General features: G+C 59.8%; 24 protein-coding genes. 12 read left to right on the top strand and 12 right to left on the bottom strand.

Going from position 1 to position 23,594, the window contains the following annotated elements; genetic code table 11:
• Positions 1-113 precede the first annotated feature (113 nt).
• From WCX18_RS06910 to WCX18_RS06885, 6 genes are read left to right on the top strand one after another with little or no spacing between them, the layout of a single operon-like run.
• Positions 114-782 carry a hypothetical protein gene (locus tag WCX18_RS06910; protein ID WP_345986901.1) on the top strand — a complete coding sequence of 223 codons (669 nt, stop codon included), beginning with the start codon at positions 114-116 and terminating at the stop codon, positions 780-782.
• Positions 782-1,201, top strand: a complete 420-nt coding sequence (locus tag WCX18_RS06905; protein ID WP_345986900.1) for a hypothetical protein — start codon at positions 782-784, stop codon at positions 1,199-1,201. The genes WCX18_RS06910 and WCX18_RS06905 overlap by 1 nt, the downstream gene beginning before the upstream one ends.
• The gene (locus WCX18_RS06900) at positions 1,198-2,172 is read left to right on the top strand and encodes a transporter (RefSeq protein ID WP_345986899.1); all 975 of its coding nucleotides are present in this window, start codon (positions 1,198-1,200) and stop codon (positions 2,170-2,172) included. Before WCX18_RS06905 ends, WCX18_RS06900 begins: the two co-directional genes overlap by 4 nt.
• A 10-nt stretch (positions 2,173-2,182) precedes the next feature.
• The gene (locus WCX18_RS06895; RefSeq protein ID WP_345986898.1) at positions 2,183-2,830 is read left to right on the top strand and encodes an energy-coupling factor ABC transporter permease; all 648 of its coding nucleotides are present in this window, start codon (positions 2,183-2,185) and stop codon (positions 2,828-2,830) included.
• Complete coding sequence (locus WCX18_RS06890; protein WP_345986897.1) at positions 2,820-3,368, top strand: hypothetical protein; 549 nt, start codon at positions 2,820-2,822, stop codon at positions 3,366-3,368. Before WCX18_RS06895 ends, WCX18_RS06890 begins: the two co-directional genes overlap by 11 nt.
• Complete coding sequence (locus WCX18_RS06885; RefSeq protein WP_345986896.1) at positions 3,361-4,143, top strand: ABC transporter ATP-binding protein; 783 nt, start codon at positions 3,361-3,363, stop codon at positions 4,141-4,143. Before WCX18_RS06890 ends, WCX18_RS06885 begins: the two co-directional genes overlap by 8 nt.
• Before the next feature lie 2 nt (positions 4,144-4,145).
• Here the strand turns inward: WCX18_RS06885 and WCX18_RS06880 are convergent, their stop codons facing one another.
• The 9 genes from WCX18_RS06880 to WCX18_RS06840 all read right to left on the bottom strand — a co-directional run bounded on the left by WCX18_RS06880 (position 4,146) and on the right by WCX18_RS06840 (position 12,593).
• On the bottom strand, positions 4,146-5,135 hold the full coding sequence (locus tag WCX18_RS06880) for a lytic murein transglycosylase (protein WP_345986895.1): 990 nt from the start codon (positions 5,133-5,135) through the stop codon (positions 4,146-4,148).
• A complete protein-coding gene (locus WCX18_RS06875) occupies positions 5,116-5,913 on the bottom strand; it encodes a shikimate dehydrogenase (RefSeq protein WP_345986894.1) in 798 nt (265 codons plus the stop codon). The genes WCX18_RS06880 and WCX18_RS06875 overlap by 20 nt, the downstream gene beginning before the upstream one ends.
• Positions 5,910-7,316 (bottom strand): chorismate-binding protein, encoded by a 1,407-nt coding sequence (locus tag WCX18_RS06870; protein ID WP_345986893.1) that lies wholly within the window; start codon positions 7,314-7,316, stop codon positions 5,910-5,912. Before WCX18_RS06870 ends, WCX18_RS06875 begins: the two co-directional genes overlap by 4 nt.
• Positions 7,317-7,328: 12 nt before the next feature.
• The gene (locus WCX18_RS06865; RefSeq protein WP_345986892.1) at positions 7,329-8,012 is read right to left on the bottom strand and encodes an SPOR domain-containing protein; all 684 of its coding nucleotides are present in this window, start codon (positions 8,010-8,012) and stop codon (positions 7,329-7,331) included.
• Positions 8,005-8,541 carry a DUF1882 domain-containing protein gene (locus WCX18_RS06860; protein ID WP_345990776.1) on the bottom strand — a complete coding sequence of 179 codons (537 nt, stop codon included), beginning with the start codon at positions 8,539-8,541 and terminating at the stop codon, positions 8,005-8,007. The genes WCX18_RS06865 and WCX18_RS06860 overlap by 8 nt, the downstream gene beginning before the upstream one ends.
• Complete coding sequence (locus WCX18_RS06855; RefSeq protein WP_345986891.1) at positions 8,541-9,788, bottom strand: serine hydroxymethyltransferase; 1,248 nt, start codon at positions 9,786-9,788, stop codon at positions 8,541-8,543. Before WCX18_RS06855 ends, WCX18_RS06860 begins: the two co-directional genes overlap by 1 nt.
• 178 nt (positions 9,789-9,966) lie before the next feature.
• The gene (lysS, locus tag WCX18_RS06850; RefSeq protein ID WP_345986890.1) at positions 9,967-11,493 is read right to left on the bottom strand and encodes a lysine--tRNA ligase; all 1,527 of its coding nucleotides are present in this window, start codon (positions 11,491-11,493) and stop codon (positions 9,967-9,969) included.
• A gap of 15 nt (positions 11,494-11,508) precedes the next feature.
• Positions 11,509-11,991, bottom strand: a complete 483-nt coding sequence (locus tag WCX18_RS06845; protein WP_345986889.1) for a transcriptional repressor — start codon at positions 11,989-11,991, stop codon at positions 11,509-11,511.
• The gene (locus WCX18_RS06840) at positions 11,988-12,593 is read right to left on the bottom strand and encodes a CvpA family protein (RefSeq protein WP_345986888.1); all 606 of its coding nucleotides are present in this window, start codon (positions 12,591-12,593) and stop codon (positions 11,988-11,990) included. The genes WCX18_RS06845 and WCX18_RS06840 overlap by 4 nt, the downstream gene beginning before the upstream one ends.
• A 150-nt stretch (positions 12,594-12,743) precedes the next feature.
• On the opposite strand from WCX18_RS06840, the gene WCX18_RS06835 reads away from it, so the two are divergent.
• Entirely contained in the window at positions 12,744-14,093 is a 1,350-nt protein-coding gene (locus WCX18_RS06835; protein WP_345986887.1) for a 3-deoxy-7-phosphoheptulonate synthase class II, read from the top strand.
• Between the two features lie 197 nt (positions 14,094-14,290).
• On the opposite strand, the gene WCX18_RS06830 is transcribed toward WCX18_RS06835, so the two are convergent.
• Genes WCX18_RS06830 through gatC form a run of 3 tightly spaced genes read right to left on the bottom strand, consistent with a single transcriptional unit; the run spans position 14,291 to position 15,998 of the window.
• Positions 14,291-15,367, bottom strand: coding sequence for a type IV pilus twitching motility protein PilT (locus WCX18_RS06830; protein WP_345986886.1), 1,077 nt, complete (start codon positions 15,365-15,367; stop codon positions 14,291-14,293).
• Positions 15,364-15,711, bottom strand: a complete 348-nt coding sequence (locus tag WCX18_RS06825; RefSeq protein WP_345986885.1) for an arsenate reductase family protein — start codon at positions 15,709-15,711, stop codon at positions 15,364-15,366. The genes WCX18_RS06830 and WCX18_RS06825 overlap by 4 nt, the downstream gene beginning before the upstream one ends.
• Complete coding sequence (gene gatC, locus WCX18_RS06820) at positions 15,708-15,998, bottom strand: Asp-tRNA(Asn)/Glu-tRNA(Gln) amidotransferase subunit GatC (protein ID WP_345986884.1); 291 nt, start codon at positions 15,996-15,998, stop codon at positions 15,708-15,710. Before gatC ends, WCX18_RS06825 begins: the two co-directional genes overlap by 4 nt.
• Positions 15,999-16,179: 181 nt before the next feature.
• On the opposite strand from gatC, the gene WCX18_RS06815 reads away from it, so the two are divergent.
• From WCX18_RS06815 to WCX18_RS06795, 5 genes are all read left to right on the top strand, one after another.
• Positions 16,180-16,461, top strand: a complete 282-nt coding sequence (locus tag WCX18_RS06815) for a hypothetical protein (protein WP_345984382.1) — start codon at positions 16,180-16,182, stop codon at positions 16,459-16,461.
• Between the two features lie 90 nt (positions 16,462-16,551).
• Positions 16,552-19,059, top strand: coding sequence for a sugar phosphate nucleotidyltransferase (locus WCX18_RS06810; RefSeq protein ID WP_345986883.1), 2,508 nt, complete (start codon positions 16,552-16,554; stop codon positions 19,057-19,059).
• On the top strand, positions 19,044-21,092 hold the full coding sequence (locus tag WCX18_RS06805; protein ID WP_345986882.1) for a glycoside hydrolase family 57 protein: 2,049 nt from the start codon (positions 19,044-19,046) through the stop codon (positions 21,090-21,092). Before WCX18_RS06810 ends, WCX18_RS06805 begins: the two co-directional genes overlap by 16 nt.
• A gap of 44 nt (positions 21,093-21,136) precedes the next feature.
• Positions 21,137-22,162, top strand: coding sequence for a UTP--glucose-1-phosphate uridylyltransferase (locus tag WCX18_RS06800; RefSeq protein WP_345986881.1), 1,026 nt, complete (start codon positions 21,137-21,139; stop codon positions 22,160-22,162).
• Positions 22,155-23,588 (top strand): glycogen/starch synthase, encoded by a 1,434-nt coding sequence (locus WCX18_RS06795; RefSeq protein ID WP_345986880.1) that lies wholly within the window; start codon positions 22,155-22,157, stop codon positions 23,586-23,588. The genes WCX18_RS06800 and WCX18_RS06795 overlap by 8 nt, the downstream gene beginning before the upstream one ends.
• The last annotated feature ends 6 nt before the right edge of the window (positions 23,589-23,594 follow it).

Raw genomic sequence — 23,594 nt, 5'->3', positions numbered from 1 at the left:
TCCCAAATCGATATAAGAAGTGGGATCGTTTAGTGCGGCTTTAGTGATCCTTCTTTAAGATGCAGGTGAATAATGATTCATTACAGCCGTCACAGGCTGGTTTGGAGGGATGGATGTACCGACTTCTTCTCATGGCGATGACGGCGGCGACGCTTTCGGCCCACGACTACTGGATCGACGCTTCGGGTGCACTGCAGCGCGGCCACCTCGCGGCGGACGCGGGGGAGCATGCCCATAAGGACGAGGTGCCGCAGCGGTTTCCATCGGAGCGCTACTGCCGCCGTAACGGCACGACTGACGAGGTAAAGGGACCGTTCGGCGTTTCGGAACGTCTCGGCACGGAGTGCGACAGTGCGATGGTTGTCCTGCACCTGGGCAATTACGCCAAAACACCCTACGGCATCGTCGCGGCGGCGGAGGCGAACCCCTCGATGGTGATCCGAAGCTGGGAGAGTATCGAAAGCGTCAAGCGCCTGAACCGGCCGGCGGACTTTACGCCGCTGGGAAAAGGGTTTGAACTGAGTTTCAGCCGGGACCCGTCAACCCTGGAAGAGGGGGACAAGATGCGGATCCTCGCGACCTTTGACGGTATACCGAAAGCGGGTGCGGTCGTTGCCTATGAGGGCCGGGTCGTCGGCACGACGGACGAAGCGGGACATATCAATGTCCGTATCCGCCACGCGGGGCTGCAGCTCATCCGCGCCACCCTGAGAGAGCCGCTCCGGGGTGCCCCGGTCGCCGAGCGCCTCTACAACGCCACGCTGAACCTGGAGGTGAAGTGATGCGATGGCTTTTTGCTCTAATGATACTGGCGCCGCTGCTCTTCGCCCATGACCTCGTGCACCGGGTGTCGCATGCGGAGTGCATCGCCGTCTCCTTCTCCTATGCCGATCAGAGCGATTTTTCCTACCAGTCCTACGAGCTCTACGCCCCCGGCGAGACCATTCCCTACCAGGTCGGACGGACGGACAAAATGTCGTCGCTCTGTTTCCTGCCGACGAAACAGGGGGTGTGGACGCTCAAGGCCTTCGGCGAGGACGGCCACGGCGCGACGGTGGAGATCACCGTTGACGATCAACTGGCCCTGGGCGGGTATGACCGGCCGCTGTTCGAGAAGTTCCAGAAGGTCTTCGTCGGGCTGGCGCTGATCTTCGCGCTGTTCGGCGGGCTGTATTTTTATAAAAAAAGGAGAGGGAAATGAAAAAAGTATTGGGAATGACGGCATTGGCCTGTGCCGCTGCATGGGGGCACCACGGGGTGCCTTCGATCAGCCTGACGGGCGTCGACGGTCCGGGGGCACCGCTGGAGACGACCAGTTCAACGACGCTTCCGGAGGGATCGTTCCTGGGATACCTGAAGCTCGACCACGCGAAGTACAAAACCTATACAAGTGCCAAAGACGGCGAAATGGAGCGGACGGACTACTGGCTCTACGGACTGGGCTACGGGGCGACCCCCTACCTGAGTGCGTATGTGTTCATGCCCTACTATACGAAGGCGCTGGACGACGCGACAATGGTGTCGGGCTTCCATGACGTCAATCTCCAGCTCGTGCTGGGCCTGGTCTATGACGAGGGGTTCAAACTCGCACGCAAAAACGAGAGCCTGGATGACATGGAGGATTGGCACTTTACGCTCTTCGTGAACGGCACCCTGCCCACGGGGGACTCCGAACGCAAGGACGGCAGCGGCGCACTCATCGACCCGGGGATGCAGACGGGGTTCGGCGAACCCTCATTGATGGCCGGGGCCAGCATGACCAAGTGGTTCGGGAACGCCTTTACTTTCGTGGGCGACTGTTCGTACAATACCTTTTTCGAACACACCTACGACGACGGCACAAAGCTGCGCTTCGGGGATGAAATCCGCGTCAACGGCGCACTCACTGCAAGGGTCTATGAGCTGCCCAAATCGCGGCTCCGCCTGGATGCCTCCCTCGAGGCAAACTACCTCTACCTCGGGCGTGACGAAGAGGACGGCGTCGGCGCCGAAGCGACGGGCGGTTCGATCCTCTATACGACGCCCGGCATGCGTCTGACCTACAAGACCGTTTCGGCCGCAATGGGCGTGAAACTGCCGACGGCGACGGACCTGAACGAAGCGGATCTCCAGCAGGGTTCCGAAGGCAAAGAGCGCTACCGGTTGATCTTTACCTTCTCGACCCTCTTTTAAAGGCAAACAGATGCATATCCCGGACGGTTTTCTCTCCCCGGCCACCTACCTCCCGGCCACGGCCGTGGCGGCGGGGCTCATTCTCCTGGCGCTGAAGCGCGCCGAGCTCGATGCCGATAAGATCGCCGGGGTCGCGGCGGTGAGCGCGTTCAGTTTCGTCGCGATGCTCTTCGCGATCCCGATGCCCGGCGGGACCTCGGTACACCTGGGAGGGGTGGGGCTGATGGCGGTACTGTTCGGCCCCTGGACGGCCTTCGGGGCGCTCTCCCTGGTACTGCTGGTGCAGGCACTGCTGTTCGGGGAAGGGGGGATCACCGCGTACGGGGTGCACGTCATCGCGATCGCCTTTGCCGGGTCCGTCTCCGCCTATACCGTCTACCGCTTCGTGAAACGCTTTTCGGAGAGCGCGGCCCTTTTCGCGGCGGGCTGGTTCGGACTGGTCATCCCGGCGGTGATCGTCGCGTTCGTACTGGGCATCCAGCCGCTGATCGCCCACGACGCCGGGGGCAAACCGCTCTTTTTCCCCTTCGGCCTGGAGGTGACGCTGCCGAGCATCATGATCCCGCATCTCATAGCGGGATTCGCCGAGGGGGCCGTGACGCTCATGATGGTGCGTTTCCTGAAGCGCTATTTCAAAGGGGTGTTCGATGCGGTTTGAACGTCTGTGGCTTTTTGCGTATCTCGCCGGGATCGTGGCGCTGGGCTATATCCATGACATAAGGGTGATCGCCGCGCTGTTGCTGCTGCTCGTCGCGCTGGGCGGGCGGCGGCGCTGGCTGCTGCTGCGCCGGGCGGTCGCGGCGCTGCTGCTCTTTAACGTGACCGTCACGCTGGCCTATTTCCTGGCCCACCGCTTCTTCGGATTTCCCGAAGCGGCCCTGCTGCTGATCAACCTGCGCGCCCTGGCGATGACGCTGATGACCTTCACCCTGGTGTCGCGCATCAATATGGCCCGCGCACTCGCCTTTTCGCGCACACTCTCGCTGCTCTACACGCTCTGCGTCTCGCAGATCATCGCGTTCATGCGCTCCTACGCGGCATTCTCGGAGGGGCTGCGGAGCCGCAACGCAGGACGGCAGCACGGCACAAGGCTGCATGCGCTGCTGGCGCAGCTCTACTATTTTATGTACAAGACACTTTCGCTGTCGCAGGAGAATGCGATGGGGATGCGATCACGGGGGGTGATGGATGATTGAGTGCCGCAACGTCAGTTTCGACGCGACCGATTTCGAAGGGGAGAAGCATCCGCTGCTGCGCGACATCTCCTTTACGATAGAAGAAGGGGAGAAACTCGTGCTCTTCGGGATCAACGGTTCGGGCAAGTCGACCCTGCTCAAACTCCTCAACGGGCTGGAGCAGCCCAAAAGCGGCGAGATCCTCTACGGCGGGGTGCCGATGGACAAACGCTTTCTCAAAGCGAACAAGGGGACATTCAGGCGCGAGAACGTGCTGCAGATGCAGGACCCCAACAGCATGCTGTTCAATACGAGCGTCTACGAAGAGATCGCCTTCGGGCCGCGGACTTTCGGGTTTGACAACGTCGATGAGAGGGTAAAGCACTTCGCGGAGCTGTTCGGGGTGGCGAGGCTGCTCGAACGCGCTCCCTACCGGCTCAGCGGCGGCGAAAAGCAGCGGGTGCTGCTGGCATCCCTGCTGGCCGTCGAGCCGAAGTTCCTGATGATGGACGAACCGACGGCGCACCTGGACCCGCCGACGACGGGGTGGCTGGTGGAGCTGCTGCAGGAGATGAAGATCACGACGCTGCTCTGCACGCACAACCTCAGCCTCGGCCGCGAGCTGGGGACGCGCGCCCTCGTACTCGGTCCCGACCATACCCTGCATTACGACGGCCCGGTCGATGCCCTCTTTGACGACCTGCACATCCTCGACGAGGCCAGACTGCTGCACCGCCACCGCCATACCCACGACGGCAGCGAACACACCCACGCCCACCTGCACGACTGGGCGTAGGGTTATTTGTTGGAAAGGGTAAAGGCGTCGTAGGCGAGACGCAGCACGCCCACGGCATAGTTGCTGGAGTTGTTGTAGCGCATGATCTTTTTGACATAGCCGCTGAGATAGCCGAGTTCCGGTTTGCCGCAGGCGTAGCAGTTGTAGGTGCGGCCGTTGCGCCCCTTGTCAAAGGCGAAGGAGGCGTTGTCGGTCGCAAAGTCGTAGTCGTACCACGCCTCTTCAACCTCGGGCATCAGGGGGAACTTTTTCCAGTCGATCAGCACCGTAAAGCCGGCATTGTCATGCAGGTAGCGCGCGGTCGAGAGAATGGCGTCCTCCATCTTCTGCAGGTCGCCCGGGCCTTGGCCGTAGCTCTCGACGAGGTAGAAGTTCTGCGGCATGAACTGGGAGATGCCGACGGCCCCGGCATAGGAGCTTTTGAAGCGGCAGGTGCCCGGGGTAATGGCGTTGGTGTAGCAGAACGCCATCAGGGAGACGATGTTGCGCTCGGCCATGGCAAGGAGGCCCCTGTTGCGTTCGCTGTCGGCGGGGAGCTCCCGTACGAGCGTGTTGAAGACGGTGAAGGCGTCGTGGGTGCATCCCACGCGCCCCAGACGCGTTTCCTTGGCGAGAATGGCCGCGACGACCTCGCGGTTGACGCCGAAGCGCCGTTCCGCTTCGTCATAGGCGCCGCGGTACTGCCGAAGATTTTCGACCATCGCCGGTACGAAGGTGACGAGGGCGTTGTTGGCACGCTTCTCGTTGGCATGGTGGACCGTGATCATCTTCGGGCTGAAAAGGCGCAGGCTCTGGGCGTCGCGCAGCGTGCTCTGGGCATCGAGCAGGTAGCGGTTGGCATAGTCGACGCTGACGCCGGCTTTGACCGCCTTGTTGCAGATGGACTCGTAGGCGTCGATTTTGAAACTGCAGTCGCTGTAGGCGAAGAGGGCAGTGCTGAGCAGCGGCAGAAGCAGGGCCGAGGCCGTGCGTTTAAAAGGCAAAACTTTCACGCATCACCTCTTCGATGGACTCGGCACTGTAGCGCTCTTCGGTGAAGAGACGGTTGGCCAGGACCCCCTGGCCCAGGAGCATCTCGGCGCCGTCGATGGCTTGGAGACCGTTCTCGGCACAGAGCGCGAGAAAAGGGGTCACTTTGCCGTAGATGGCATCGGCCCCGTAGCGGCTCTGCCGCAGCAGCGGGAGCAGCAGGGCTTCGGGGGCGGGGAGGCTGTCGTCTTCGAGCCCGGCCGAGGTCGTGTTGACGACGAGGTCGTAACCTTTGGGGGTGAAATCGTCCCAGGTCATCGTCGCGAAGCCGTCGTCGGCAAAGGGGGCCAGGCGGCCGGCGGAGCGGTTCAGGACGTGGACGGTTTTGCCCTCCTGCTTCAGCCTCGTTGCCAGGGCCCGTGCCGTGCCGCCTGCGCCGAGGATCAGGACGTCGTTGACATTGTCAAAGTTGCGGATGGCAAAGAGGAAACCGTCGGCATCGGTGTTGTAGCCGATGAGTCTGCCGTTTTCATTGACGATCGTATTGACGACGCCGACCTCTTTGGCGAAACCGCGGATCTCGTCGCAGGCGCTGTAGGCGGCCTCTTTGTGCGGCACGGTGATGTTCGCACCCTGCAGCCCCAGGTCGAAGAAGGTTTTACGCAGTTTGGTGCCGTCGGTAAGATGCACCCGCGTATAGCAGCCGGGAAAGCCCAGGCGTTTGAAGACGTGGTTGTGCATCAGCGGCGAGCGGGAGTGGTGGACGGGATCGCCGAAGATGGCGAAGAGGGAGGGGGTCAAAACTTCAGGTCCTCCAGGGAGCTCAACAGCGCGCCCAGTTTGTTCTGGACTTCGAGGTACTCGAGTTCGGGCTGGGAGTCGGCGACAATGCCCGCGCCCGCCTGCAGGATCACCTCGCCCGGTTTGACGAGGGAGGTGCGGATCGTGATGGCGCTGTCCATGTTGCCGTCGAAGCCGAAGTAGCCGATCGCACCGCTGTAAAAGCCGCGTTTGAGCCCTTCGAACTGCGCGATGAGCTCCATCGCACGGATCTTCGGCGCCCCGGTCATGGTCCCCGCGGTGAAGGTCGCCATGAAGAGGTCGAACATGTCTTTGTCCTCGCGCAGTTCGGCCGTGACGTCGCTGACGATGTGCATGACGTGGGAGTAGCGCTCGATATGCATCATATCCTCGACCTTGACCGTGCCGGTCTTGGCGACGCGGCCGATGTCGTTGCGCCCCAGGTCGATGAGCATGAGGTGCTCGGAAAGCTCTTTGGGATCGGCGAGCAGCTCCTCTTCGAGTTCGCGGTCGCGCTCTTTGGTGTCGCCGCGTTTACGGGTCCCCGCGATGGGGCGCAGCAGCAGTTCGTTCTCCTGCAGGCGCACCATGACCTCCGGGGAGCTTCCGACGATGGCGAAATCCTCGTACTCCATCAGGAACATGTAGGGCGAAGGGTTCTTGGTGCGGAGAATGCGGTAGAAGCTGAACGGGTCGACATGCGCTTTGCGGGTGTAGCGGTTCGTCATCAGGATCTGGAAGACGTCGCCGCTCTTGATCATCTCCTTGGAGTCCGCCACCATCTCGAAGAAGCGCTCTTTCGTAAAGGCGAAACTGCCCCCTTCGTCGTTATGCATCGGGATGAGCGGGGTGTAGTCGTACTCGCCCTTGATCTCGGCCTCGAGGGTGCCGAAGCGTTCCGCCATCGCGTCCAGGGTCGTCAGCAGGGTGACCTTGTGGTTCTGGTGGGAGTAGACAACGACGAGCTTGGGCAGGATCAGGTCGAGGTCGGGCACCTGCATGGGGTCTTCGAGGTTCTCCATGTGGCTTTTCAGTACCGGTTCGAATACCTTGACCATGTCGTAGCCGATGTAGCCGATAAAGCCGTCGGCATAGCCGATGTCGAGGCTTTTGCAGACCGCCTTGTACGGGGCGGTGTCGATCGCGGCGTAGTAGGATTTGAGGAAATCGAACGGGGAGACCGCCGAGACGTCGGTTTCGCCCGCACCGTTCGTGTAGCGCATCTCGCCTTCGCGGTACTGCAGCCGCTCGCGCGCACCGATCAGGATAATGCTGTTCTTGCCGCCGCTGCTGCCGGCGCTCTCGAACAGAAAGGTGATCTCGTCCGCAAAGGCATTTTTGAGTTTCTGGTAGAGCGCGATCGGTGCGAACTGGTCGAGCATAAACTGGGTGTGGTGGAACATAACTCTCGCTTCTTACGGTTTGATGGTGTAGATGAAGGCGCCGGATTCGATCTTGCGGCGGACATCCTGCAGGCGCGCTTTGGCGTCGGTTCGGTTTGTAAACGGACCGACGAGGACTTTGTTCGTCGTCTGGCCGTTGATGACGACGCGGTGGAAGGTATACTCGTAGCCGCTGCGCTTGATGTTGTCCAGGAAGGCGCGGTTGGGCTTGTAGCGGCTGAATGAGCCGACCTGGATGTAGACGTCGCCCGGTGCCGGGTGGCCCGCGACTGCCGGTGCAGGGGTCGGCACCGGAGCCGGTTTCGGTTTTACGACCGGGGCAGGCGCCGGTTTCGGTTGCGGTGCGACCTCGGGTTCCGTCTCATCGATAACGATGATGTCGCTCTGCGCGATCGGGACCGGCTGGGCGATTTCGGGGGCTGCGGGCGCTTCGACTGCCGGCTCCGGTTCGGGAGCAGGGGTCGTCGCATTGACGGATGCCACCGGCGTGAGCGGGGTGGGAATCGGTTTGGCGACGACTTCGGGGTGGGCGACCTGGACCGGTGCGGAGCCGCTCATGCGTCCCATGATAATGACGATGACGATGGCCACGATCACCAACGTACCGACTCCGATAAGCATCTTTTTGCGGGTACCGTCCCGTGAGTTTCGGTTGAGGATGATATCGTTGAGTTCGTTGTGGTGTTCGTCAGGCATACTGGGCTCCTTTGTTGCCCCCCGCTGTAAACAGGGCATAGGGAAGATTGATGATGTTGTAGGCATCGGGCAGCGCGTCGGTTGGGTAGACCCGCCACTGCCGGTTCATTTTCTCTTCCAGCTTTTGGGAAATGATTTTACCCATTTCGACGGCGTGTTGTAAAGCGGCGCCGCAGGGAACGTAGAGATGCAGGTGGTTCGGGCTTGCCGAGTGGAAGGTGACAAGGTCTTCATACCCCAGTGCCGAGAGGATCTTGCCCGCATGGTGGTAGAAGTGTTTGGGCGCATCGCCGTTGTAGTCGATCACGATAAAAGGGACGTTACCGTCATCGTCGACAAGGGGGTGGGCCAGGGTGAGCTGCCGGGCGCGGTGCGCGTTGATCAGGGTATCGCTCAGCGGCGCATCGACGCGCTTGTATTTCGAAAAGAAGGTGCGGTTCCCGAACGGGACCTGCTCGGCGACTTCCGGCATCTTCTGCCAGTAGTACGACCGGACGATCCGTTCGAAAAAACGGGCCTCTCTGTCCATCAATACGTCGGCTGGGAGTAGATGACGAACTGCTGGGCGAGTGCTCTGAGTTCTGCTTTGATCTCGGCCTGCTTGGCTTCGTTCTCGATGTCGTCGAGAACGTCGCAGATACGGTTGGCGATGATCTCGAACTGCTCCTCTTTCATCCCGCGGGACGTGAGCGCCGGGGAACCGATACGGATACCGGAAGTGACAAAGGGCGAGCGGAATTCGCCCGGAACGGTGTTCTTGTTGACGGTGATGCCCGCGCGGCCCAGTGCCGCATCGGCGTCTTTACCGCTGAAGTCGCGGTCGAGGAAGGAGACGAGGACGAGGTGGTTGTCCGTACCGTCGCTGACGACCTTGTAGCCGCGTTTCATGATGACGTCGGCGAGGACGCTCGCGTTGGACTTGACCTGCTTCGCGTACGCTTTCCACTCGTCGGAGAGGTTGTATTTGAAGCCGACGGCCTTGGCGGCGATGACGTGGACCAGCGGTCCGCCCTGCAGACCCGGGAAGATCGCGGAATTGATCTTCTTCGCGATATCTTCGTCGTTGGTCATGATGAGACCGCCGCGCGGGCCGGCGAGTGTCTTGTGCGTCGTCGTGGTGACGACGTCTGCGTACGGGAACGGGCTCGGGTGCTCACCGGCGGCAACGAGGCCGGCAATGTGGGCGATGTCCGCAAAGAGGATCGCACCGACTTCGTCCGCGATCTCGCGGAATTTCTTGAAGTCGATCTCTCTGGCATAGGCGGAAGCGCCGCAGACGATGATCTTCGGCTGGACGATGCGGGCGATGTCCATGACGCGCTCGTAGTTGATGCGGCCGTCGAGCTCGACACCGTAGGTGAAGCTCTGGTAGTTCTTGCCCGAGAAGCTGGGCTTCGCACCGTGGGTCAGGTGGCCGCCGTGGCTCAGGTCCATCCCGAGGATCTTGTCGCCCGCCTGGATCAGCGCGGCGTAGACGGCGCCGTTCGCCTGGGAGCCGGCGTGCGGCTGGACGTTGGCGAATTTACAGCCGAAGAGCTCGCAGGCGCGGTCGATGGCGAGCTGCTCGACGGCATCGGCAAATTCACATCCGCCGTAGTAACGTTTCTGCGGGTAGCCTTCGGCGTATTTGTTCGTGAATACGGAACCCATCGCCTCCATGACGGCGGGCAGGGTAAAGTTCTCGGAAGCGATCATCTCAAGGTGGTCGGTCTGGCGCTCCAGCTCTTTTTCACACAGGGCATAAACTTCGTTGTCAAACTCTTGCAGAAAGCTCATTTTTTTCCTCTTTTTATTGAATTAAATACGGCATCGGGACCAAGTTCCGATTGCCTACGTTAACACTGGGTTCGCCTTGGCGGCGGGCCCGCGTGCAGTTAAACCGCACTTTGTTGTTCTGGCATTCTGAACGTATCTTCCTACCAGCTTCCTTGGATCAATCCTACGCTTTTTAGCCTTACTCTTCCTCGTCTCCGTCGGCGGGGTTGAGCTCGTTTTTCAGCGGCTTCATCGCCGGGAACAGGAGCACGTCGCGGATGGAGTGCTCGTTGGTCAGCAGCATGACGAGACGGTCGATGCCGATCCCCTGGCCGGCCGTCGGGGCCATCCCGTAGCTGAGCGCGCGGACAAAGTCCTCGTCCATCTCGTGCGCTTCTTCGTCGCCGCCGGCTTTGGCTTCAAGCTGTCCCTCGAAACGGCCGAGCTGGTCGATGGGGTCGTTGAGCTCGCTGAAGGCGTTGGCGATTTCGCGCCCCGCGATAAAGAGCTCGAAGCGGTCGGTGAGCGCCGGGTTGGCGTCGTTGCGGCGCGCCAGCGGAGAGATCTCGACCGGGTACATCGTGATAAAGGTCGGGTTGATCAGCTTCTCCTCGACGAAGGCGTCGAACATCTCGCCCTGGAGCTGGCCGACATTGAGGCTGTCGCTGACGTCAAATCCGTTTTCGCGCAGGTAGACAAGCATCTTCTCTTTGTCGTGGACAATGAATTCCGGTACGCCGCCGATCGCGCTGAGCGACTCGATGAGCGGGATCTCCGTGAATTTGGAGAAGTCCACTTCCATCTCCCCGTAGGGCAGCTGCGTCGGGAGCTTCAGGTGGTCGAAGAGGTACTCGAAGTACTCCTTGGTCAACGCAATGAGGTCCTTGTAGGTCTTGAAGGCCCAGTAGAACTCGATGGAGGTGAACTCCGGGTTGTGGGTCGCGTCCATTCCCTCGTTTCTGAAGTTGCGGTTGATCTCGAAGACGGCTTCGAAGCCGCCGACGATGAGGCGCTTGAGGTAGAGCTCCGGGGCGATGCGCAGGTAGCGGTCGACGCCAAGGGCGTTATGGTGCGTCACGAACGGCTTGGCGTTGGCGCCCCCTGCGATGGGGTGCATCATCGGCGTTTCAACCTCGAGGAAGCCTTTGTCCTCGAAGAAACGGCGCGTGAGCGAGATGATCTGGCTGCGGATCTTGAAGGTCTTGCGCACTTCGCTGTTCATGATCAGGTCGAGGTAGCGCTGGCGGTAGCGCATCTCTTTGTCGGTGAGGCCGTGGAACTTCTCCGGCAGCGGCGCGATCGCCTTGGTCAGGAGCTTGAAGCCGTCGACGTGCAGGGAGAGCTCGCCCTGGTTGGTGACAAAGGGGAAGCCCTCGACCTCGATGATGTCACCGACCTCGATCTGCTTTTTGAAGACGTTGTTGTAAAAGCCCTCGGGCAGGTTGTCACGGGTGACGTAGACCTGCAGCATGGCGCTTTCGTCCTCGATCTTGAGGAAGCTGGCCTTCCCCATGACGCGGAAGAACTTGATGCGCCCCGCGACGCAGTAGCGGCGGTTCTCGTCGCGTTTCGTCTCTGTGTGCGCCAGGTCGGAGTTGACGTTCAGGAACTTGTCGATGGTCGTATTGCGTGCCGAGTCGTTGGCGTAGGGGTTGATCCCCTCGGCCTTGAGCGCATCGGCTTTTTCGATACGTTGCTGGATGTATTTGTTGTCAAAAAAAGACAATAGCGATCTCCTCTGTTAGGTGTGTGATTTTTTCTGGCATTCGGCGCAGACCCCGTAGATCTGCATCGAGTGGTCTTTCATCTGGAAGCCGAGTTTGTCGGCGATGGCGTGCTGGCGTTTTTCGATCTCCTCGTCGACGAACTCGGTGATGGAGCCGCATTCGGTGCAGATCATATGGTCGTGGTGCTCTTTGGCTCCGAGTTCGTACTTCTTGCCCTGGGCACCGAAGGAGAGCGAGGTGACGATCTCTTCACTCTCCAGCAGGCCCAGGGTACGGTAGATCGTCGCGATCCCCGTTTTGAGGTCCGGGTAGTTCTCCTGGATCTTCTTGTGGAGGGCTTCGGGGGTCAGGTGCTCGTCGGAGTTGTAGAGCGTCTCCAGGATCACCTCGCGCTGGATCGTGAACTTCAGGCCGTTCTTTTTCAGCAGTTTTTTGAAATCCTCGAGGAGCTGTTCGTATTCGATGGTTTTGGCGTTGAAGTCATTCGAATGGCTCATGGCGTCTGCTCCTTCAGCTGTGATTTGACGGTCTCGATGATCTCGCCGGCACGTTCGATCGAGATGGCGGAGTCGTTCGTTTCGGGCTTGGGCGCCGTCTCCTTGGGCTGCAGCGATTCGGTATCGAGGTGCATGATGTAGCTGCCGGTCTCGACGAGAATAGGGAAGAGGATGCTTCCCTCAAGCGGTTCGCGGATGTTTTCGCGGATGGTGACGACGTTGTTGAGGGCGTAGGCGATGACGGCGGCGATGAAGAAGAACTTCCCGCTGCCGAAGACGAAGCCCGCAATTCGGTCAAGCGCGCCCAGGCCGCTGGCGGCGCCGAGGCGTTTGAAGAGGTGGCCGATTCCTACCATGGCGAGCCAGAAGAGCGCCAGGGTGAGGAGGAAGCCCGAAAACGAGATGAGGGAGGGGCTCTCGAAATGGAAAATATTGTCGTTGAGGAAGGCTCCGACCTCGCCGCTGACCCGTGAGGCAACGAAGATACCGCCGATGATCCCGATCAACCCGAAAAGCTCTTTGAAAAAGCCGTTGAGGATGCCTTTGAGGCCAAGCAGCAGGATGATGACGGAGATGACAAGGTCGAAGTAGTTGAAATCCATTCAGAACGCCCGTTTTGAAATTGAGAAGAATTATAGACAACTCTCACTAAAAAAAGCTTGACAGCGTGCCGGCGGGGCGTTATTAACCCCCTGTTAAAGCTTCGTGCTGTATCATTGCCGCTCTAAATTGATTATAAGGTATTGAGAGCCATGAGTAACTGGTCACCATCGAGCTGGAGAAGTTTTCCGATCAAGCAGCAACCGACCTACCCCGATCAGGACCACCTGAAACGGGTCGAAGCAGAGCTGCGGCGTTATCCGCCGCTGGTGTTTGCGGGCGAAGCACGGAATCTGAAAGCGCAGCTGGCCCAGGTTTCTGATGGGAAGGCGTTCCTGCTCCAGGGCGGCGACTGCGCCGAGAGTTTCTCCGAGTTCCATGCCGACAATATCCGCGACACCTTCAAGGTGATGCTGCAGATGGCCGTCGTCATGAGTTTCGCCAGCGGCCTGCCGGTCGTCAAAGTGGGGCGCATGGGCGGCCAGTTCGCCAAACCGCGCTCCTCTGACATGGAGACCGTCGGCGACGTTACGCTGCCGAGCTACCGTGGGGATATCATCAACAGCATCGAGTTCACCGAGGAAGCGCGTATCCCGGACCCGGAGCGCATGATCCACGCCTACCACCAGGCGGCACCGACGCTCAACCTGCTGCGCGCTTTCGCGTCGGGCGGTATGGCGGACCTGCACCAGGTGCACAAGTGGAACCTCGATTTCGTCAAGCAGACGGAGATGTCGGAGAAGTACGAAGCGTTCGCGGCGCAGATCGAGCAGTCCCTGCGTTTCATGGAAGCCTGCGGCGTGACGTCGCAGACCTACCGCACCCTGCGCGAAACGGACTACTTCACCTCCCACGAAGCGCTGCTGCTTAACTACGAAGAGGCCTTCACCCGCCAGGACTCCCTGACAGGCGACTGGTACGACGTCTCCTCTCACATGCTCTGGATCGGCGACCGTACCCGCCAGGTCGACGGCGCGCACGTCGAGTTCCTGCGCGGCGTCAAAAACCCTCTGGCGTTCAAGGCCGGTCCGTCCATGACGACCGAAGACCTGCTGAAGCTCTGTGATACCCTGAACCCGGAGAACGAAGCCGGACGCATCAACGTGATCGTACGCATGGGTGCCGGCAAGGTCGGCGACCACCTGCCGGAGCTGATCCGGGCCGTCGAGCGCGAAGGCAAAAAGGTGCTCTGGAGCTGTGACCCGATGCACGGCAACATCATCAAGTCCGGAAACGGCTACAAGACCCGCCGCGTCGACGATATCCTTACCGAGATGAAAGAGTTCTTCCAGGTTCACAGATCCGAAGGGACCTACGGCGGCGGCGTCCACCTGGAGATGACGGGCAAGAACGTCACCGAGTGTCTCGGCGGTGCCTTCCATATTACGGAAGAGGACCTCAACAGCCGTTACCACACCCACTGCGATCCGCGCCTCAATGCGGACCAGTCCCTCGAACTGGCGTTCCTCATCGCCGATACCCTCAAAGCAGCCCGTAGCTAATTTTTAATTACGGCATCCGGGCAAAGCCCGGACACCTGCGTTAACACTGGGTTTCCCTCGGCAGGAAGCCCACGTGCAGGTAAACCGCACTTAACCATTACACAAATCCACACTGCGGCAACCTTCAGATACTAGACAATTTCAAGAAAAGTAGTTAGTGATTTTTTCCCCAAGCGGGGATGTGCGTAGCAGTGCGCTTAGAGCGCGGCGGCGTCGAGCGCCTTGATGAGTTCGTCGGGGCGGTTGGACCACTGGATGGCGTCCTGCTTGGAGACGATCCGCTTGCGGACCAGGTCGAAGAGCTCCTGGGTCTGGGTGACCATCCCCGTCTCCTGCTGGTTGAGCTGCATCTGCGAATAGAGCTGGTGGACTTTGTCTTCGCGGATCAGGTTGGCGACCGCCGGGATATTGATCATCAGCTCCTGGGCCGCGACCCGTCCGCCGCCCAGGCGCGGCAGCAGTGCCTGCGAAATGACGGCGATGATGGAGGTGGAGAGCTGCGCACGGACCTGCGGCTGCTCGTCCCCCGCGAAAACGTCGATAATACGGTTGATCGTCTGCGGCGCGGAGTTGGTGTGCAGGGTACCGAAGACGAGGTGACCGGTTTCGGCCGCGGTCAGTGCGGCGGCAATGGTCTCCTTGTCACGCATCTCCCCGACCAGGATGACGTCGGGGTCTTCACGCATCGCGTATTTGAGCGCATTGGCGAAGTTGGCCGTGTCGGTCCCGACGTTCCGGTGGGAGAAGAGACACTTCTTGTTCTGGTGGACGAATTCGACCGGGTCCTCGACGCTGATGATGTGGCGGTTTTCCGTTTCGTTGATCTCGTTGAGCATCGCGGCCAGGGTAGTGGACTTACCGCTACCGGTCGGTCCGGTGACGAGGATCAGCCCCTTTTCGCGCTTGACGAGCTTTTTGAAGATGGCTTTGGCGTTGAGATCGTCGAGGCTCGGGATCTCGATCGGAATGATACGGAAGGCACAGGCGATATCGCCCATGGTTTTATAGTAGTTGGCACGGAAACGGCCGACTTCGGGGAGCAGGATCGCGAAGTCGAGTTCGTTATGCTCCTCGAACTCCTTTTTCTGTTTCTCGGTCAGCAGGGAATAGGACATATCCTCGATCGTTTTGCCGTCAAGGACGGGAAGGTTCAGCGCCACCAGGCGGCCGTCGATACGGATCTGGGGCTCGGAGCGGGAAACGAGGTGAAGGTCCGACGCATTGTAGGCGACGACGCTTTTTAACAGTTTACGGATATCCAGGGTCTGACTCATGAGAGAAATTCTCCTTCATAGAGGGGTTCATTGAAACCGATTATAACATGATTTCCGGTTTCCACAACAGGGCGTTTTATTAACAGGTTTTCCTTGGCAAGCCAGGCCCGTTTGCCGCCGTCATCGAGGTTGAGTTCTTTGAGTTTCAGGGTACGGTAGGTCGTTCCCCGCGTATTGAAAAGCTGCTGCATTTCGGCACCCTGTGACAGCCAGCGGTCGACTTCCGCTTCGCCGACGGGATCCGTTTTGAAGTCCACGAAAGCGTAGGCGATGTCGTGCTTTTTGAAAAAAGCGAGGGCTTTTTTCACACTGTCGCAGTTTTTGATGCCGTAGACAGTTATCATTCGATAATCTTCGGGACGATAAAGAAATGCTCGTCGCTGTGGGGAGCATGTTCAAGGATGTCGTCGTTGACGGCGGTGTTGCAGTTGGGAACATCTTCGCGCAGCTGTGTCGCATTTGTAGTCATCGCAAAGGTGTCGGGGACATCGGTTGTATCCAGCGCGCTAAGATTGTCGACAAAGGCGACGATCTCGCTGAGCTGGCCGATCACCTCTTCGCGGTGGGCGTCGTCAATTTTGAGCATTGAGAGTTTTTCCAGACGGCTTAGCAGGGCGTCATCGATTTGCATAAAGTACCTTTCGTTGGCGTAATCGTATTAATTGTAGCAAAAAGATACTTAGAGGCAGAGTGCCCTCTCTCAGCCGCCTGCAGGAGCATATTGATTAAATTGCAATCAACTCGTAATCTGTTTTGCATACTATTTTGTAGTAGAATCCTAAAAGCACATTTCAAAACATAAGAGGTGGGTAATGATCAGAAAAAAACAGAACGGGAAAAAAGTCTGGGTGACGTTTACGGTTTTGCCCGAAACCGGTATGGAGGACGTCGTCTTGTGCGGCGCCTGGAACGACTGGTCGGATGAACCGATGAAGCAGAAGAAGAACGGCGAGTTTTATCTGACGAAGGTATTGCCCGCCGGCAGCACGTTTGAATTCGGCTATAAAAGCGGCGACGGTGCCTGGATGGCGGAGGGGGACTGCGCAACGGTCCCTTCGCCGTTCGGCAGCCACAACGCGCTGCTGGAGCTTTGAATGCCGTATGAACTGTAACAGATCAGGGACGACGTAACTACCTTACCGGTCGTTAAACGGAGGGGTCGATTTATATTGTGAGGAGAGTGTATGAAAGCCGTTGTAATGGCAGGTGGGTTTGGAACGAGGATCCAGCCGTTAACCCATTCGAGACCGAAGCCGATGCTGCCGATCGTGAACCGTCCGATGATGGAACACACGATGATGACCCTGAAGGAGCTCGGGATCACCGAGTTTATTGTGCTGCTCTATTTCAAGCCCGACATTATCAAGGAGCATTTCAAAGACGGCAGCCACCTGGGGATCAACATCACCTATGTCCTGCCCGATGACGATTACGGCACGGCAGGGGCGGTCAAGCTGGCCGAGGAGTATATCGGCGACGACAACTTCATTATCATCAGCGGCGACCTGGTGACCGATTTCGATTTCAAGAAGATCTTCGATTACCACAAGCAGAAAGATTCCAAGCTGACGATCACGCTCACTTCGGTAGAGAACCCGCTCGAGTTCGGGGTGGTGATCGCCAACGAAGAGGGGCGGATCGAGAAGTTTCTCGAAAAGCCGAGCTGGGGCGAGGTCTTCAGCGACACGATCAATACGGGGATCTATGTCATCGAACCGGAGATCCTCTCCTACATTCCCAAAAACGAGAACTTCGACTTCGCCAAGGACCTTTTCCCGCTGCTGATGCGCGAAGGGGTGCCCCTCATGGCCGGGAATGCCGAAGGGTACTGGCGCGACGTCGGGAACCCGGAGAGCTACCGTGACGTCTACGAGGACATCCTCGGCGGCAGCGTCAAGGTGATGATGCCGCCGGTCCGCCAGGCCTACCCCGACGGGACACTCTACAGCGACGAAGCCTATAAACTCGACGACAGCGTCGAGATCATCGGGACGGTCGTCCTGGGCAGGAACGTCACCATCGGCAAAGGCACGAAGCTCAACAACGTCGTCGTCGGCGACGACTGTACGATCGGCAAAGAGAGCAAGGTACGCAACAGCGTCCTGTGGGAACGCGTGACGGTCGACAAGCGCGCGCTGCTTGACGGCTGTGTCATCTGTAACGACAACCAGATCGGCAAAAACGTCACGGCGAAGGCGGGACTCATTCTGGCCGAAGAGTGCGAGATCGGCCAGCTGGTCACCGTCGAAAAAGACGTCACGATCTGGCCGCACAAAGTGATCGAGGATGCCGCCATCGTCAGCCGCAGTGTCATTTTCGGGAGCCGTTACAAGAACTCCATCTTCGAAAACGGGTACGTCGTCGGGAAGTCCAACGTCGAGCTCTCCTGCGAAATGGCGACGAAGCTTGCCGAAGCGTTCGGCGCCCAGCTGCCTATCGGTTCGACGGTCGTCATGGCCCGCGACTACAACAAGGGGTCGCGGATGCTCAAACGCGCCTTCGTCGGCGGGCTGCTCTCCTCGGGCGTCAACGTCAAGGATTACAACGGCATTCCCTCCTCGGTCCTGCGCTGCAGCCTCTCGATGGACAGCAAGGTCGTCGCGGGGGTCTATTTCCGTCAGCAGCTCGACGACCCGACCAGCACGGTGATCACTTTCTACAACCATGAGGCGCTGCGGATCAACACCGAGGTGGCAAAGAAGGTGGAGAAGGCCTTTTTCAAAGAGACCTTCCGCCGCGTCGACTTTTCCCAGATCGGCCAGATCTTCGAGTCGGATCATGCCAGAGAGTATGCCGCCTATCAGAAACAGATGGAACACCTCTTCGATCCGCACTTCTTCAAACGCAGCGGGTACCGCATCGCCGTGGACGTGATGCACGGGATGGGCTACGAGGTCTACCCGGAAATCCTGCGGGATATGGAGGTGGACAATATCATCTTCAACGCCTATGCGGATGAGAAACGCCTGGCGAACATCAACTCCCTGGTGAAGCGCTCCGTCGGCGACATGAGTGCCGTCATGACCTCCATGAAGCTTGATGCCGGCTTCATGTTCTACCCCTACGGCCAGCGCCTGGACATCATGTGCGACGAGGGGAAAGTGCTCGAAAAGCAGACGGCGCTCTATGTCGTGCTCTCGCTCCTGAACATGGAAGCGCGCGAACGCGGCGAGAAGATGAAGGTCTTCCTGCCGACCTGGGCGGCGGACATCGTCTACTTCGACTCCCTCGAGATCGAACGCGGACAGTACGCCAACTTCAAAGCGGAGCAGATGCGCCAGTACGACCTCGTGGCGACGGGGGAGGGCAACTTCGCCTTTTCCGCCTTCGCCACGCACCGTGACAGCATGTTCGCGACGCTGAAGATCCTCGAGATGCTGATCAAGTTCGAGGTCAAGCTGTCCGAACTGATCGCGTCGCTGCCGAAGTTCTACTACCGGACGGCCCAGGCCGCATGCAGCCAGTCGCTCAAGGGCAAGATGATGCGCCGTTTCCTCGAGGATGCGAAGGGCAAAGACGCCTCGACCCTCGACGGCGTGAAGATCTGGCTCGACAAGAACGACTGGGTCCTGATGATTCCGGACCAGTACAGCGACAATCTCAACCTCTACATCCAGGCGGAGACGAGCGAACGCGGCGAAGCGATCCTCGCCGAATACACGACGAAGGTCGCGGAGTGGGCGAAAGCGTGATGGAAACGGCACCGTTGAACCTGGCGTTTATCTGGCATATGCACCAGCCCGACTACCGGGACAGCAGCGGTGTCATGACGATGCCCTGGGTCTTTCTGCATGCCATCAAAGACTACTATGAAATGCCGTGGCTCCTGACCCGGTTTCCCGGACTCAAAGCCACGTTCAACGTGACGCCGCCGCTGATCGAACAGCTGAACCTCTACCGCGATCCGCTCGCGAACGACGCCTTTTTGGCACTGTGGATCAAACCGGTCGAAAAACTGGAAGAAGGCGAACGCGCCTGGATGGTCAAGATGTGCAAATCGACGCAGTTCGAGACCATGGTCCGGCCGCTGCCGCGATACGCGGCGCTTTTCCACCGCGACGACTACAGTCCCGAGCAGCTGTTGGAGCTGCAGGTGCTCTTCATGCTGGCATGGTGCGGCAACTACCTGCGCCACAACAGCAGCGTGGTCAAGAAGCTTCTGGCGCAGCGTGACGCCTACTCCCAGCGGGACAAGCACGCACTGCTCGAGGAGCTCACCGCCTTTGTCGCAACGATTTTGCCCTTTTACGCGAAACTGCAGAAGGCGGGCCGGATCGCCGTGTCGACGACGCCGTACAACCATCCCATCCTGCCGCTGCTGCTCGATATGGAAAACGCCAAGCGGGCCAACCCCCATACGACGCTGCCGGCCAATCCCCTCTCTTTGGAGTCGGATGCATCGGAGCAGGTGAGCCGTGCGGTTGCCCTGTACAAAAAGACGTTCGGCACGGACCCGGTCGGCTTCTGGCCGGCGGAAGGGGCGGTGGACGAGCGCAGCGTCGGGATCTACCGGAAGCACGGTCTGAAGTGGATCGCGACGGACGAGGAGATCCTCTTCCGTTCGCTGAAGAGCGACACGCGCGACAACCTCTACAGCCCCTACCGTTTCGACGGGGTGACGATAGGCTTCCGCGACCACGGTCTCAGCGACCTCATCGGCTTTACCTACCGCTTCAAACCCGCCGACGAAGCGGCCGACCACTTTATACGTGCCCTCGGCGGCATCGGAGCAAAGCAACACGGGGGCACCGTCTTTGTCATCCTCGACGGGGAGAACGCCTGGGAGTTCTTTGAGAACAACGCCTACGACTTCTTTATGGCGCTCTATGCCCGCCTGGAACACTCCGTCGGGATCGAGACGGTCACGATGAACGAGGTTGCGGTCCAGCCGGACCAGCCGACCCTCTCCCGCCTCGCGCCGGGAAGCTGGATCTACGGAAATTTCGATACCTGGAGCGGCCATGCAGAGAAGAACCGCGCCTGGGAGTTGATCTACCAGACGCGCCGCGATGCCGATCACCACGAGGGCAGGGTGGACCCGGAAAGGGCGGAAAAGATCCGATTTCATTTTCTGGCCGCCGAATGCAGCGACTGGTTCTGGTGGTACGGCGATGACCATGCGACGGATTTCGCCGAGGAGTTCGACGCGCTTTTCCGAGACCATCTCATTACCATCTACCGCCTGCTGGAGATGCAGCCCCCGGCCGACCTTTTCGAACCGATCATTTCCCAGAAGGGCCGCGATGCGTTCCTGACCTATCCGCAGAGCCCGGTTTCACCCATCATCGACGGGAAGGAGTCAAGCTTTTTCGAGTGGCTCGGCAGCGGCACGGTCGATGAGCGCAAGGGGTATTCGACGATGGACCGGGTCCGCGGCCCGGTCGAGAAGATCCACTACGGGCATGATGAAGAGCGGGTCTACCTCGCTTTTGAAGGGGATACCGACAGGCTCCGTGCCAAGGGGTGTACCCTGATCATCACGGTCGAGGAGAACGGCCGGAAAGTCATCCTCCCGATGACGAAGCCCCTGCAGGACGAGCGCGTCGATTTCGCCTTTGACGAGCGTCCGGAACTGGCGCTTTCGCGCCAAGGCTTCATCGGCCTTGACGTCTTCCACCTGCGTTTCGAGATCACGCGCGGGGAGGAGATCGTCCAGACCCTGCCGGGATACGGGTCGCTGCATATCGATATGAATGAAACTTACGCGGAGCACTGGTTTGTCTAGGAAAAGAGCACAAATGGCACATGATCTGATGCAAAGGGGCGGCCATGTCTGAGATCCGTTACGACAAGCTGCACGATGTGCATGTGCTCATTGCACCTGAACGGCTCCACCGTCCCGACTGTATCCCCAAACGGCTCAAAGCGTATCGCCATGTCGCCAAATGCCCCTTCTGCGAGGGGAACGAAGCACTGACCCCGCCGGAGATCTTCGCCATCCGCAGCGCGGGGAGCTTCGCAAACGAGCCGGGTTGGCAGACCCGCGTCGTCCCCAACCTCTACAAGGCCGTGCAGATCGAAACGCCCGACAAGCACCACTACGGCATCTTCGAATACCATGAAGGGTTCGGGGCCCACGAGGTGATCATCGATACGCCGGAGCACCACACCTCCATGACGCAGTGGAGCAAAGGCGAGGTCGTCAACTGGCTGACGACGCTCGGCGCACGGGTGGCGGACCTGCGGCGCGACATGCGGATCGGTTACATTTCGCTGTTCAAAAACGAGGGGACCGATGCGGGGGCGACACAGCCCCATTCGCATACCCAGCTCATCGGCCTGCCGATTCTCCCGAATACCCAGCGGGCCTATTACGAGCGGAGCGCACGCTATTACCGTGAACACGGCAGGGCGCTGGTCGCGGCGGTCATTGATCACGAGCGCCAGGCGGGGGAGCGCATCATTGCCGAGCAGGGGGACTTTACGGCCTTCTGCCCCTTCGCAAGCGCCTACCCGTTCGAGGTGATTATCGCTTCGGAAACACGGCGCGGCCAGATCGACACCCTCGCCCCGGAGGCGTTCGAAGCCCTGGCGCCGCTGCTGCTGGACGTGCTTTTGAAACTGGAACGGCAGCTGGGATGCCTGGCCTTCAATCTCGAGATCGCCACGCCCCCTTTTGCGACACCGGAGGAGACCCCGGCAAAGGCAACGACGGACGATATGTTCCGTTTCATGCTCCGCATCCAGCCGCGGCTTTACCGGCACGGGGGCTTCGAACTTTTGACGCAGATCATGATCAATCCCGTTGCCCCCGAAACGGCGGCGCGACTATTGCGGGGTGAACCTGATGCGTAAGCCGAAGGTACTCTTCGCGGCCAGCGAGGTGTACCCGTTTGCTAAGACCGGCGGTCTGGCAGATGTCGGTTACAGCCTGCCTAAGGCGCTCGCGAATGCTTTCGACGTGGCCGTGGTGATGCCGCTCTACCACACGGTCGACCGGCAGAAGTACGCCATCGAAGGGCCGACGGATTCTTTCGACGTGATGCTGGGGTCGGAGCGCCGGACGGTTTCCCTTTATGAAAGCCGTTATGAGGAACGGACGTACCTGTTCGTTTATGAACCGCAGCTCTGCGACCGCGATTACCTCTACGGCCCACCGGGGGAGGGGTACGACGACAATGCGGAGCGTTTCGGCCTCTTCAGCTATGCGGTGACGGAACTGGCCAGAGCGATGCAGAGCGACATCGTCCATCTCAATGACTGGCAGACGGCCCTGGCGGCGCTGATCATCGCCGATGACGAGACGCTCAAGGCGCGGACCGTCTATACGATCCACAACCTCGCCTACCAGGGGGACTTTCCGAAGAAGGCCCTCTCTGCGCTGGGGATCGACAAGCGCCATTTCACCCTCGAAGGGATCGAATACTATGACCGGGTCAACCTGATGAAGGCGGGCATCGGCTATGCGGATGCCGTCACGACGGTGAGCCCCACGTACGCGGAGGAGATTCTCACGCACCGGTTCGGCTGCGGGCTGGAAGGGTACCTGGAAAAACACCGCACCCGCCTGAGCGGCATCGCCAACGGTATCGATACGGAGCACTTTTCGCCGCAGACGGACAAGAGCCTTTTGCGCCCCTATAAAACACCGCGGGGGAAACTGTCGAACAAGAAGCGCTACCTGGAAGATGCGGGGCTGGAAGATGCGGGGCTGCCGCTCTTTATCTTCATCGGGCGCTTCACCTGGCAGAAGGGGATCGACATGCTCCTCGAGGCGCTCCCGCAGATGGCGGCGCTGCCCTGCAACATCGCCATCCTGGGCGAAGGCGAACCCCGGTACCACCCGCGGTTCGAAGCCGTGGCAGAGGCACATCCGAACCTCCACCTCTTTTTCGGTTACGACGAGGCGCTGGCCCACCGGATGTACGCGGCGGCGGATTTCCTGCTGATGCCCTCCCTGTTCGAGCCCTGCGGCCTCAACCAGATGATCGCGGCCCACTACGGCGCCGTACCGATCGTCCACGCTGTCGGGGGGCTTGCCGATACCGTCGCACCGATCACGAGGATGCAGGAGACGCCTACGGCCTGCGGGATCACCTTTGACGAGGCGACGCCTGAGGCCCTGTTGGCGGCCTTTGAGACGGCCCTGGAACTCTACCGTGACGCGAAGGCGTGGTCAAGGGCCGCAACCCACAATATGCACGCGGACGTCTCCTGGGGCCAAAGTGCCTCGGCCTACGCCGCGCTGTACCGGAAAATCAGCGGGAGCGCGGTAAAATGACCCCCT

It is taken from the genome of Sulfurimonas sp. HSL1-2, from assembly GCF_039645565.1.
Lineage (GTDB): Bacteria > Campylobacterota > Campylobacteria > Campylobacterales > Sulfurimonadaceae > Thiomicrolovo > Thiomicrolovo zhangzhouensis.
The sequence above is the reverse complement of the archived record's forward strand: the minus strand, read 5'-3'. Positions and strand labels throughout refer to the sequence as shown.